12 protein-coding genes are annotated in these 12,338 nt (G+C 70.6%); 5 read left to right on the plus strand and 7 right to left on the minus strand.

Going from position 1 to position 12,338, the window contains the following annotated elements; genetic code table 11:
- Window positions 1-162: 162 nt before the first annotated feature.
- Complete coding sequence (locus C3488_RS37430; RefSeq protein WP_258053890.1) at window positions 163-891, minus strand: hypothetical protein; 729 nt, start codon at window positions 889-891, stop codon at window positions 163-165.
- A gap of 302 nt (window positions 892-1,193) precedes the next feature.
- Between C3488_RS37430 and C3488_RS37435 the strand changes: the two genes are divergently transcribed.
- Window positions 1,194-1,913, plus strand: a complete 720-nt coding sequence (locus tag C3488_RS37435; protein ID WP_219822370.1) for an ASCH domain-containing protein — start codon at window positions 1,194-1,196, stop codon at window positions 1,911-1,913.
- 268 nt (window positions 1,914-2,181) lie between these two features.
- On the opposite strand, the gene C3488_RS42205 is transcribed toward C3488_RS37435, so the two are convergent.
- Complete coding sequence (locus tag C3488_RS42205; RefSeq protein ID WP_258053891.1) at window positions 2,182-2,412, minus strand: hypothetical protein; 231 nt, start codon at window positions 2,410-2,412, stop codon at window positions 2,182-2,184.
- A 305-nt stretch (window positions 2,413-2,717) separates the two neighbouring features.
- The gene (locus C3488_RS37445) at window positions 2,718-4,088 is read right to left on the minus strand and encodes a S8 family serine peptidase (RefSeq protein ID WP_103845315.1); all 1,371 of its coding nucleotides are present in this window, start codon (window positions 4,086-4,088) and stop codon (window positions 2,718-2,720) included.
- A 186-nt stretch (window positions 4,089-4,274) separates the two neighbouring features.
- Here C3488_RS37445 and C3488_RS37450 point away from each other — a divergent pair, with 186 nt between their 5' ends.
- The 3 genes from C3488_RS37450 (at window position 4,275) to C3488_RS37460 (ending at window position 8,059) form a co-directional block, all read left to right on the plus strand.
- Complete coding sequence (locus C3488_RS37450; protein ID WP_181139353.1) at window positions 4,275-5,093, plus strand: class I SAM-dependent methyltransferase; 819 nt, start codon at window positions 4,275-4,277, stop codon at window positions 5,091-5,093.
- A 229-nt stretch (window positions 5,094-5,322) separates the two neighbouring features.
- Entirely contained in the window at window positions 5,323-6,426 is a 1,104-nt protein-coding gene (locus C3488_RS37455; protein WP_103845316.1) for a C40 family peptidase, read from the plus strand.
- A gap of 289 nt (window positions 6,427-6,715) precedes the next feature.
- Entirely contained in the window at window positions 6,716-8,059 is a 1,344-nt protein-coding gene (locus C3488_RS37460) for a PP2C family protein-serine/threonine phosphatase (protein WP_103845317.1), read from the plus strand.
- Between the two features lie 105 nt (window positions 8,060-8,164).
- On the opposite strand, the gene C3488_RS37465 is transcribed toward C3488_RS37460, so the two are convergent.
- The 3 genes from C3488_RS37465 to C3488_RS37475 all read right to left on the minus strand — a co-directional run bounded on the left by C3488_RS37465 (window position 8,165) and on the right by C3488_RS37475 (window position 9,941).
- On the minus strand, window positions 8,165-8,506 hold the full coding sequence (locus C3488_RS37465) for a DUF2516 family protein (protein WP_103845318.1): 342 nt from the start codon (window positions 8,504-8,506) through the stop codon (window positions 8,165-8,167).
- A gap of 155 nt (window positions 8,507-8,661) precedes the next feature.
- Window positions 8,662-9,318, minus strand: a complete 657-nt coding sequence (locus C3488_RS37470) for a hypothetical protein (RefSeq protein ID WP_103845319.1) — start codon at window positions 9,316-9,318, stop codon at window positions 8,662-8,664.
- A gap of 98 nt (window positions 9,319-9,416) precedes the next feature.
- Window positions 9,417-9,941: a helix-turn-helix domain-containing protein gene (locus tag C3488_RS37475; protein WP_103845320.1), complete on the minus strand. Its 525-nt coding sequence runs from the start codon at window positions 9,939-9,941 to the stop codon at window positions 9,417-9,419.
- A gap of 387 nt (window positions 9,942-10,328) precedes the next feature.
- Between C3488_RS37475 and C3488_RS37480 the strand changes: the two genes are divergently transcribed.
- Window positions 10,329-11,168, plus strand: a complete 840-nt coding sequence (locus C3488_RS37480; protein ID WP_103845321.1) for a nitroreductase/quinone reductase family protein — start codon at window positions 10,329-10,331, stop codon at window positions 11,166-11,168.
- Window positions 11,169-11,557: 389 nt separating this feature from the next.
- Here the strand turns inward: C3488_RS37480 and C3488_RS37485 are convergent.
- On the minus strand, window positions 11,558-12,338 hold a 781-nt coding region (locus C3488_RS37485), incomplete at its 5' end, for a phosphotransferase (protein WP_103845322.1).

Raw genomic sequence — 12,338 nt, forward strand, 5'->3', positions numbered from 1 at the left:
TGACGGCCAGTTGCTTTTTCAGGAAGCCGAACTCGACCCGGTCGGCTTCGCGGGCAATGGTGAGGACGCCGAGCCGCACCCGCTGATGGACGGTGTCGTCCAGCGCCTGGGTGGGATGCAGTCCCTCCTGGTCGTCCCGCGCAGCGGTCGAGTCCCCGACGCTCATGAGATGACCGTACCCGCACGGGCGACACCGGACGCGTCCCGGCGGCGGGCCACGGCCCACTCGCACAGGCCGGCGAGGAGCAAGATGGTGGCAAGCAGGAGGGCTTTGGCCTGCGGTCCGTCGGTCCAGCCGGGGTCTACGGGGTGCTGCCAGGGGAGCCATCCGCTGCCCCAGGAGGCCCCCAGGTACCCGGTCAGCAGCAGGGCGTGAGCGGTGCCCGCCGCTACGGTGATCCAGCTGCGTTCGGCGATGCCGAGGGCGAGGAGACCGATGCCGACCAGGTACCACGGTGAGGCGTAGCTGTTCTCCAGCAGCACGGCCTCCCACGGCTGGTCCCTGCCGAACAGGAGAGTCATCAGCGCTGCCGTTATCGCCGTGGTGGCTGTGGCGGTCGCGCGGACCCACACGCCGCGCCGGGGGACGATGCCCCGGGCCTCGCCACGCAGGCGATACCAGCGGGCGAGGACGAACCATGCGAGGGGGAGGAGCGCGAACCACACGCCCCAAGCCGCGAAGCGCAGGACGGCGCCGTCGAACTCGCCCTTCAGGCAGGGGGTTCCTGGTTCGTGGACGACGCACAAGCCGGTCAGCTCGGCGTAGGCGAAAGACGGATAGGACCCGATGTAGCGCCCGTGCGCTCCGAAGTTGAAGGCGAACCGGGCGATCGGAGCGGCCGCCAGTGCGAGGAGTCCGAAGCCGAGCAGGGGAGTCCATGCGCCGTTCATCTGCGTGCGGGTCCTGGCCCGGAGCCCCTCGGTCGCGGCCAACAAGGCGGCCGCATCCGCCCTGGGTTCGGATGCCGCACTGCTTGGTGCAGATGTCCCCATGTGTCCCCCTGATGGTTGGCGCTTTGGCAACGCTGGTGAAGCGGAGTGCCGAATGGCCGCCGCAGCCGCCTACTTTGCGATGCAAAGAACATGGCGGTCAAGAGTGCTTGGCTCGACGAGGCACTTCTTCGTCGCTTCTGCGTGCTGGTCGTAGGGTGCTGTGCGTGAACGGGACGCCGCACTTGCCGACGCAAGAAGACATGGAACTGATCGAGTTGGCCCGGCGCATTGTGGAGGCCAATGGCGACGGGGAGGTGCACACGGTCGGCGCTGCTGTCCGGGATGCCCGGGGACGGATGTTCGGTGGCATCAACCTCTACCACTTCACGGGCGGGCCCTGTGCGGAGCTCGTGGCGCTCGGGCATGCCCGTGCGGCGGGGGCGCGTGACCTGACGACGATCGTTGCGGTCGGTGACCGGGGCCGCGGTGTGCTCGCGCCGTGCGGTCGTGACCGGCAAGTCCTCCTCGACCACCATCCAGGCATCCGCGTCCTGGTTCCGACGCCCGAAGGAGTCCGCAGCATCTCGATAGCCGACCTCCTGCCGCACAGCTATGTGTGGGCGGAGCACGCCGTCTCCTCCGAAGCGGGCGGTCCTGCGCCGGCCAGGCAGTCCTTGTCCTTCCATCGGGACTATCTCGACGCCGTCCGCGCGGGACGGAAGACGACGACCGTACGGTTCCGGGACCCGGTTGCCACGGGGCCGGTCGACATGGTCTTCGAGCTGGACGAGGAGGTGGTGCTGGAGGGTGACGTCACGCAGATCACGTCGAAGAAGGTCGGCGAGCTGACCGAGCAGGACGCCATCGCCGACGGGTTCCGCGATCTCGCAGAACTCCACGAGAGACTGCGGTACCACTACTCCGACATCGGTTCCGCCGATGACATCGCCATCGTCCACTTCCGCCTGGCCGACGCCTGACCGTGCGTGTGGGACGTGCCCCACGGTGGCTCGCTCCACGACGGTTTTCGAGACCGTGGACGAGGCCGGGCGAGGTTGACCCACCCATCAGGACTGCCACCGACCTCGGTTGCGCGCTGCACCGGTTGTCGGGCTCGCTATCCCCACCCTTGGGTGATTCCGCAGGGTGAGCCGATGCCTTTCGACTGGGCTCGCGATTGAACCGGACCCGTCTTTGGGCCGTCCGAGGCCGCTCGGCAGCGGTCAGCCCTGCAGCACGTGGACCAGGTCAGGTCAGGGCCGGTACGAAGCCACCCCGTGAGGTGCCCGAGCCCAGCAGGAAAGGCCAATCGAGCACCTCGGGCAGTCGGTCCATGGACAGGACGACCGCTCCGCCGGCCCCTTCGACGTCCGCGCACCAGTCGGCCATGTCACCGGGGGCAGTGCCGCCCTCCGCTCCGCCGAGCACGGGGGCGGCAAGAGCAGGGACGACGAGTCCGTGCTCGCCCGGTCCGTCCACGACACACAGCGTGAGCCTGGGCAGGATGCTCCAGCCTTCACACAGGGGCACTGGCCCGTCCGGCGCGGTCAGGGCCGGAAGGACATGGTGGACAGGCGCGTCGGCCAGCAGAAGCACGGGCGTGGCACCACGGACGAACAGAGTTTTCTCAGGCTCCAGAAGCACGGGCCCACTATCGCAGGCGGGAGCATCGTGCCTGCCTCCAGGCCGTCAGCCGACCGCTGCGGCAGCGGACGGCCCGAGTGCGCGACTCGGGCCGTCCCGGGGACCCGCAGGCGGCGTCCCCCTGCAGCGGCACCGAGGCGTCAGCCGCGGCGGCTCCGGGCGAGAGCCTGCACGAAGCGGAGGGCGTCCACCGTGCCCACGCCGGTGGCCATGTCGTAGCCCTTGACGGCCTTGTAGCCGGTGACGCCCTCATAGCTGTTGTCCGTGCCGTCGTTGACGTCGACGATGCCGGAGTTCTTCTGCTTGAGGAGGCTGTACAGCGCCCCGTTGATGTTGCCCACCCGGTGGCCGGCCGCCTGGTCGGCGAGGGCGATGATGCCGGAGAAGAGCGGGCTGGCCTCGCTGGTGCCGCCGGAGACGTCCCAGCCGGTGGCGGTCGGGTCGAAGCTGGAGTAGACCCAGGCGCCGCCGTTGACCGCGGCGGCCATCGACACGTCCGGGGTGCCGCGGCGGGTGCCGACGACGTTCTTCACGCCGTTCTGGAAGGCCGGACGGGTGAAGACGTGGGACTGGCCGCCGCCGCCCGAGCCGTAGTCGTTGTAGACGCTGTCCGGCTTGACGCGCTGTCCCTTGTCGTCCAGGTGGAGCTGGGTGCCGCCGATGGAGGTGACCAGCGGGTCCGAGGAGGGCCAGGAGTTGACGCGCTTCTTGTAGTAGGTCTTGCCGTCCGCCATGAGGTCCGTGGCGCCGCCGTCACCGGAGGAGGCGAGGACCGTCACGTGCTTGCAGTTCGCGTCCTGGAAGGCGTAGCGCAGGTTCTTGATGCTGGAGAAGTCGCCCTTGTCGAAACCGGGGAACGTGTTCTCGGTGGCGCCGAAGCTCTGGCTGATGACGTCGCCGACCCCGTGGTCGATCAGGTACTTCTCGGCGCTCATCATCTCCGGAAGACCGGTGGTGCCTTCGGTCTCGGAGACCGCCGTCTCCACCAGGACGATCTTGGCGTCGGGCGCCACGGCGTGCGCCATCTCGACGTCCAGCGAGGTCTCGCCGGCCCAGCCGGTCATGTCGGAGTTCTTCGGGTCGAAGGGGGGCACCTTGCCCCACTTGACCACCTTGATCTTGGTGCTGGGCAGGCCGAACTGCTTGCTGTAGACGTCGAGGTCGTGCTGGACCGTCGGGGAGCCGAACGAGTCGACGATGACGATGGTGCGCCCCTTGCCCGTGATGCCCTTCTTGTACAGCGGGTCGAGGTTGTACGCGGTGCGGTACTGGAGCGGGTTGTAGCAGGCGATGTGCCACTTGGCCTGGCACTGCTCGCTGGATAGCGGGCTGGCCACACCGTGGACGAGCGTGTGCCCGACGACGGCCGGAACCGCTTTGGTGTGCGGTACGGCGGCGGGCGCGGCGGTGGTGACGCCGGCCAGTGGAGCGGTCGCCAGCGCGGCGACGGCGAGGGCGGCGGTGGCGGCCGTGGAAGCCGCGGCACCCCGTCCGGTACGGGCTATGTGCATGGATCCCCCTGAGTGGTCCGGAGTGGCAAGAAGTGGTCTCCGCACATCCCACCCACTGGGTCATGCACAGGACAAGATCGTTGAACTGTAGATGCCGAATCCTTTACCGGCCCGGGGGACAGCCACGGCGCCATGGTTGTCCACAGGCCGGACGGCGATCCGTCCCGGCCCCTTACTCTCGTAGGCATGTCAACCCGCGTCGCGTCCCGCCCCGTGGGTACGGTGACGCGCGGGACGACCAATCCGAACCGGCTGCGCCGGATGGATCGCTGGATCGCAGCGGTCCATGGGGCCGAGCTTCGCCGTGCGGCGGAGCCCCTGGCCGTGGACCTGGGGTACGGCGCCGCGCCGTGGACCGCGGTCGAGTTGCTGCGACGGCTGCGCGCCGCCGCGCCCCGTACCCGGGTCGTGGGGGTGGAGATCGAGCCCGCCCGGGTCGCGGCCGCTCAGCCGTACGCCCGTGAGGGGCTGGTCTTCCGGCACGGCGGGTTCGAGGTGCCAGTGCCGGGGCGCCCCTCGCTCATCCGGGCGGCGAACGTCCTGCGGCAGTACGAGGAGGGCGAGGTCGCCGCCGTCTGGGAGCGGCTGTGCGCCCGGCTCGCCCCCGCCGACCAGGCGTCCGGCTCCCGCGGCGGCCTGCTCGTCGAGGGTACGTGCGACGAGATCGGCCGCCGTCACGTGTGGGTCGCCCTCGGCCCCGAGGGTCCGCGCACCGTGACGTTCGCCACCCGGCTCGGTTCCCTGGACCGCCCGTCCGACCTGGCCGAGCGGCTGCCGAAGGCACTCATCCATCGCAACGTCCAGGGCGAGCCCGTGCACGCCTTCCTGCGCGACTTCGACCGCGCCTGGGCCGCCGCCGCGCCCTACGCCGCGTACGGCGCGCGCCAGCGCTGGATACGCACCGTCCGCCGGCTGACGGCGGACTGGCCGGTCACCGACGGCCCGGCGCGCTGGCGCCAGGGGGAAGTCACCGTGGCCTGGGGGGCCTTGGCGCCCCGCACATGACCCCTGCCCGACCTGCGGGGAACGATCTTTCTGAGTCCTTCGTCACACTCGCGGGAAGATCGCCGTACACGGGCCGGTGACAGGGGAGGGAGATCGTCGTACAAGGTGCGGCAGGTGGGGGAGTTTTCTGCGCGGTTAAGTCCCGCCTCTGTCACTTTGCGCCCGAGCGTGGCACGATCCCCAGACGTCTCGTAGGTTACTGACGGTAAATCAGCTTTGGGGGAAAGGTATGGGATCCGGGAAGCGGACCCTGATCACGGCGGCCATCGCTCTGGCCTGCACGGTCACCGTGCTCGGCACACCGGGCGCGGCGTACGCGAGCCCGGAGCGGCCGGACCCGAGACCCACCCCGTCCGACAGCTCGGCCACCGCGCCGGCGTCGGTGTCGGCCTCCGACGAGGTTCTCGAAACGGTCCGCGCAAAACTGGACGAGCTGTACCACGACGCGGCGGTCGCCACCGATGCCTACAACGCGGCCGAGGAGAAGGCCGAGAAGCAGTCGGCGCAGATCGTCCGGCTGGCCCGGGAGATCGTCAAGGGCCAGGAGCGGCTGGCCGAGTTGAAGGACCGTGCGGGCGCCGCGGCCCGCGCCCAGTACCGCGGCGGCGGGCTGCCGCCCGGGATGCGGCTCTGGCTGAGCCGTGACCCTCAGGAGTTCCTGGACGACGCGGGCACGGTCCGCCAGGGCGAACACGCGACCACGGGACTGATCGCCGAGTTGACGCGTACGCAGGAGGACTTGAAGCAGTACGCGAGCGATGCCGCCGACGAGTGGAAGAGGCTCGACGCCAACCGCAAGGCCAAGGCCGAGGCCAAGAAGGAGATCGAGAAGCAGATCGCCGCCGCCGAGGAGCTGCAGTCCCGGCTGAAGGAGCAGGAGCGGGAGCGACTGCAGAAGTTGGAGGAGCAGGCCGCCCACCAGGCACAGACCGCGTGGCTCGACTCCGGAATACTGAAGGAGATTCGCGGCAGAGCGTCCGAAGAGGGGCGAAAAGCCGTACGGTTCGCGACCGATCAGATCGGCAAACCGTATGTATGGGGGGCAGAAGGGCCGAAATCATACGACTGCTCGGGCCTGACGTCCCAGGCCTGGGCCGCGGCCGGCGCACCCATCCCCCGGACCTCGCAGGAGCAGTGGAAGCAGCTCAAGCACGTGGACATCAAGGACATGCGCCCCGGAGACCTGATCATCTACTTCTCCGACGCCAGCCATGTGGCGATGTACATCGGCGACGGCGCGATCGTCCACGCCCCGCGCCCGGGGCGGACGGTGACGATCGCGGGAGCCGGGTCCATGCCGATCCTCGGTGTGGTGCGCCCTGACGCCGACTGAACGGGGCGCCGCCCGAAGACAGAGCCGCGTCATGACGGTGACCCGCCCCACGTGACGCGGCCCACCCTCCCTCCGGTTGAAACCTGTCCGGGACGTGACTTTCGTCATTCTTGCCGGGACGGTTCCGTGTCCAACTGCGGTAGGGGATGCGGCATATGACGATGGCCGGTTGCACCACCCCACCCCGTCGGGCATTCCATTGCGGCCTCGGCTACCGCTATGGTCCCCGTCGACGGGTCGAGTCCCTCGTCCCGTCGTGCCCTCGGGGGGAGGGAAGGAACCCAAGACGATGCCCGTACCCGTGCCGCGGCCCCGAGCGATCCCGGCCGTGGAGGGTGGTCAGGCTCAAGCCGCGTCCCTGCCCGGCGCTCAGACCGCTCAGACCGCTCAAGGGCCGTCCGCCCGTGCGAAGGCCCAGAACGACACGCTCACCCTGCTCGTGATCGAGGACGATCCGGCCGGTTCGCCGATCGTGCCCGAACTGCTCGACTCGGCAGGCCGCCCCATACGGCTGCGCACCGCCCGCAATCTCACCGAGGCAGAGCGGCTGCTCACCGACGACGTCCACTGCATCCTGCTGGACCTCGCACTGCCGGCGCCCGGCCGGGCCGCCGAGGACGACGACGAGCTGGCCGTGCTGCGGCACGTGCTGCAGCTCGCGCCCCGCCATGCCGTGCTCGCACTCACCGCGTCCGGTGACGCGGAGCGGGGTGCCGAGGCCGTGCGCGTGGGCGCCCAGGACTACCTGTTGCGCGAGGAACTGGACGGGCGGCTGCTGAGCCGAGCGATCCGGTACGCGGTCGAACGCAAGCGGTCCGACACGGCCGAGCGGCGGCTGACCGAGTCCAAGCTGCGCGCGCAGGAGAACGCCCGCCTGGAGCGCGGCCTGCTGCCCACGCCGCTGCTCGACGGGTCCTCGCTGCGTTTCGCCGCCCGCTACCGGCCCGGCCGTTCGCGTGCCCTGCTCGGCGGTGACTTCTACGACACGGTGCGCACGCCGGACGGCACAGTGCACGCGATGATCGGTGACGTCTGCGGGCACGGCCCCGACGAGGCGGCGCTCGGCGTGGAGCTGCGCATCGCCTGGCGTGCCCTGACGCTGGCGGGGCTGTGCGGGGACGAGCTGCTGTCCACGTTGCAGCAGGTCCTGGAGCACGAGCGGGACAACGACGAGATCTTCGCCACGCTGTGCACGGTGGACATCGCGCCGGACGGCCGCCGCGCCGGGCTCTGCCTGGCCGGCCACCCGGCCCCGCTGATCGCCCGCCCCAGCATCCCCCAAGCTCTCGGCTCCGCTCGAGCCGGGGGGACCCCCATCGCCGAGCTGCTGCCGTACGACAACAACGGGCCCGCACTCGGCCTGCTGCCGGGGGCGCGCTGGCCGCGGATGCAGGTGGAGCTGGGACCGGTCTGGAGCCTGATGCTCTACACCGACGGACTGATCGAGGGCCGGGTCGGGCAGGACGGGGAGCGCCTGGGGCAGGACGGCATGGTGGAACTGGTCCGCCGTCGACTGGCCGAGGGCCTGACGGGTGAGGACCTGCTGCGCGCGACGGTCAACGAGGTCCGCGACCTCAACGGAGGGGAACTGGCGGACGACGTGGCCGTGGTCCTGCTCGACCGGGCGCCGTGAGCCACGGCGGCAGGTCGGACCACAGGGGACCGCTCCTACCGCCCGCGGTTGCGCGCCTCACCCGAACCGCCCGCCGCTGCACGGCCCGCCCGGGCCGCCCGCCGTCTACCGCCCGCCGTTGTACGGCCCGTATGGACCGTCGCTGCTGCTCCCCCGGCGGCGACCGCCCCAGCCGCCGCCCGAGACCTGCTTGAGGGCGGGGCGGACGTCCACGAAGAAGACGATCGTGGCGACGAGGCCGGCGAGCTGCAGGAAGAGCATCGGCACGAACAGGTTCACCGCGACCGCGATGCCGAGGATGATCAGCCAGAAGCCCTTGTTCTGCTTGTCGGCGGCGCGGTACGCGTCCTCCCGGTACAGCACGGCCATGACCAGCGCCACCACGGCGAGCACCAGCATGGCGGTGAAGAGCAGCCACATCAGGCCGCCGAATGCCGTCATCAGCACAATGCCCACCACCCGAGTCGAGTCGTCTCTACGGCCAACCGTACCCGCCTGCGGTCACCGCGTACCCGTACAACGGGCCGGGCACCTCGGAAGTGCCCGGCCCGTCGTCCGTCATCGTCATCCGTCACGTGGCCCCCGCAGGGGTCACGCGTGACTCACTTGGCCGGAGGCGTGGTCTTCTTCGCCGCCCCCGGCTTGCGGGCCGCCGGGGCCGTCTTCTTCGCCACCGGCTTCTTGTCCTCGGCAGACTCGGCCTTGGGGGCCTCGGCCGGCTTCGGCTCGGTCCTGACCTCGACCGGCTCGGGCTTGCCCTCCACCGCGACGGCCAGTTCCTCGATCTCCTCGGCGGCCTCGCCGCGCCAGGTCTTCACGGCCTGCTCGCCGTGCTCGGCCACCTTCTCGTAGGTCTCCCGGGCCTTGACCGCGTACTCGGCGGCGACACCCACACCCCGCAGCGCGAGGTCCTGGGCGCTCTCGCCGAGCTTCTTCAGGTCGGCGTCCAGGCTGCTGCCGAACTTCTTGAGGTCCGAGTCGAGGCTGCCGAAGAACTCGCCCACCTTGGCCTGGATGGTCGACTGCGTCTCCTTGACGCGGGCGCCGGCCTCCTTCGCGCGGGCCGCGGCCTTCTCCTGGACCGCCTTCGGGTCGGTGTTGCGGACCGCCTCGAGGCGGGCCGGGGCCTCGGCACGCAGCTGCTCGACCAGCGCGGGCACCTTCTTGGCCTGCTTCAGGGCCAGGTCGGCGGTGCCGGCGGCGAAGTAGAGCGGCGTGGGGTCGCTGAGGGTCTTGCGCAGGTCGTCGGTGATGGCCATGGGATGGTCCTCCCGTTTCGGCTTCGTTGAGGGTTTTGGGCGGTCCGCGGGACGTCGAGCCGTCGTCCCGGTGGTCCGGTCGCTGTACGTGGACCCGGTCAGCCGGCTGCCTGCCGCGGACCGGCATCGCTGCCGTCGGCCGTGCGGGGGCCGGCGTCGGCGGTGTCCTGGGCGTCGTCCATGCCGTGCGCCTCCTGAGACTGCTGAGCCTGACGAGTCCGAGCCTCCTGAACCGCCTGGCCCTCCTCCTCCGCCGCGCCCGACCGGGCCATCTCGAATCCGTTCTCCTTGCGGAACGACTCGTAGATCTGCAGCAGTACCTGCTTCTGCCGCTCGGTCAGCGTGGGATCGGCGAGGATGACGGCGCGCGTCTCCACCTCGTCCCGGTCCCGCTCGGCGTCGAGGATTCCGGCCCGCACGTACAGCGTCTCGGCGGAGATCCGCAGCGCCTTGGCGACCTGCTGCAGCACCTCCGCGCTCGGCTTGCGCAGCCCGCGCTCGATCTGGCTCAGATACGGATTGGACACGCCGGCGGCGTCGGCGAGCTGCCTGAGCGACAGCTGCGCGTTGCGCCGCTGCTCACGCAGATACTCACCGAGGTTGCCGACGTTCAGCGATGCCATGCCTCTACCTTGCCGCAGGAGCGCTAACAATTGCAAGCAGCCCGCTTGCAAAAGTGCGCCACGCCACTCGGGACGCCACGCCACGGGGAGAGCCCCGGGCAACCGCCCAAGGCGTCGCACCACCGCCGTCCATCCCACACCCGCCGAGCCCGGGACTGTGGGAGGCGCTGGTGCTCGGACGGGTGACGTCAAAAACCGTTGGCACCGGGGCGCGTACCCCGATAACGTGCCGCCCATGACTGCCGGGTCGGCCTTGGGCCGTTCACGAGTGGGGCACCCGGCCTCCGAGTGAGGCGGGGGCGGGCGAGAGGCCCGCCGCTCTTCTTCTGTTCCGACGCGTATCGCCATCCCCTCACGCCGAACAGAAGAAGGCAGAGACAGCAGAGCATGCCCAACCCCTTCAACCAGCAGATCATCGACGAGTTCCGCGCCCACCACGGCCGCGTGGGCGGCCCCTTCGAGGGCGCCCGCTTACTGCTCCTCACCACCACCGGCGCACGCACCGGCACCCCGCACACCACCCCCCTCGGCTACTACCCCGACGGCGGCGAGCGCGTCCTCGTGATCGCCTCGGCCGGGGGCGCGTCGCGGCACCCCGACTGGTTCCACAACCTCGTGGCGCATCCCCAGGTCACCGTGGAGACCGGCGTGTTCACCTACGAGGCGACCGCGATCGTCCTGGACCGCGCCGCGCGCGACGAGGCCTTCGCGCGCGCCGTCGAGTCGAACCCCGGCTGGGCCGAGTACCAGGCGAAGACGGATCGTGTCATCCCTGTCGTGGCTCTCCGGGAGAATCCCAGGCCGGGCCCGCCGCGCATCGAGGCGGCCTCTCCGGGCGAGGCCATCAGGGCGGTCCATGACCTCTTCCGTCGCGAGCTGGCCCTGATCAGGAAGGAGTTCGCGGCCTCAGGAAGCGGCTCGGCCCCGGGCGCCCAGCTCCGGATCAACTGCCTGACCCTCTGCAAGGGCCTGGGCAACCACCACGCCGGCGAGGACATCGTCCTCTTCCCGTCCCTCGAAGGCCGCCACCCCGAGCTGGCGCCGGCCTTCGAGCGGCTGCGCCGCGAACACGAGCGGATCGCCGCCCTCCTCGACGACCTGCGCCGGGTCGTGTCGGCCCCCGACGCGGACGGGACCCGTGCCCTGACCGAGGTGGAACGCCTCACCGGCGAGCTGGAGGCCCATCTGACCTACGAGGAGGAGCAGTTGCTCCCACTGCTGGGATGACCACGCCCCAGCCACGCCGGCCGGCGGACCGCCTCGGTGCCTGCGTGGTTTCGCCGGGGCGACCCCCACGGGGCCACCCCGTCAGGAATGCCCCGTAGGAACCTCTGTCGGAGTCACCTTGCCGGGATCACCCCGACGGGATCACCCCGACGGGATCACCCCGACGGGATCACCCCGACGGGATCACCCCGACGGGATCACCCCGACGGGATCACCCCGACGGGATCACCCTGCCTCGGACCACCTCGGGATCACCCTCCCGGACCACCTCGTCGGCATCACCCCGCCCGCTGATCGCCACGCCGGTGGGCGCCCTTCCCCGATGCCGGGACCGCCCTGTCCACGGGGCGACCGCTTCCCGCCGCCCGCGCTCCCGCACCCGGGCCCGCTCAGGGAGCGAACGTAGGGAGCGCCGTGGACGGGGTGGGTCGCCGGGCCGTGCCCTGCCAGCCGCGGAGCACCGCCGCGATGTCGTCCAGAGGCGGAACGGATTCCAGGCCGAGGGGCTCCGCGGCAGCGGTCAGCGCCTGTCGCACTCTCAGGGCTTCCTGCCGGAGGGCCAGTTCGCCGGAACCCGAACGGGTGTCGAGGAACTGGGTGGCGCGGACGATGTCGGTGAACACGGACTGGGCTCGCTTGAAGTCGAGCAGCCGCGGCAGGTCCTCCTCCCAGCCGCGCGCGCTGCCGGGCCTCGCCTCCTCCATCACCTGGCACCACCGCTCGGCCATCAGCTGGTGCTGCGCCTGCGGGTAGCGCATCAGGTGCAGATGGGTGGCCAGGTCGTAAAGCGGGTCGCCGAGCAGCGCCAGTTCCCAGTCGATGGTCCACAGCCGCCGCCGGTCGTCGACGATGAAGTTCTCCCGGTGCAGATCGGCGTGCAGCAGGCAGAAGGGCCGCTCACTCAGGCCCGCCACATGCTTGCGGAGACGTCCGAAGGAGTCCCCGTCCACGCCGAGGGAGGCGAACAGGCCGGGAAACCTCTCCGCGTTCTCTCGGTACACGCGCTCCTCGGCGAAACAGACCAGCCGGTCGAGGAACCCCGCGGTGTCCCCCTCGGCGGACCGGTCCTCGGGACGGCACTCGCGTTCCACGTCGAGCGACAGCTGGGTCACCCCGGCCAGTTCCCGGAACAGCTGGAGGATCTGCTCGGCGAGGTCCTCGGGGATCTCC

This window comes from Streptomyces sp. Ru72 (assembly GCF_002920635.1).
Lineage (GTDB): Bacteria > Actinomycetota > Actinomycetes > Streptomycetales > Streptomycetaceae > Streptomyces.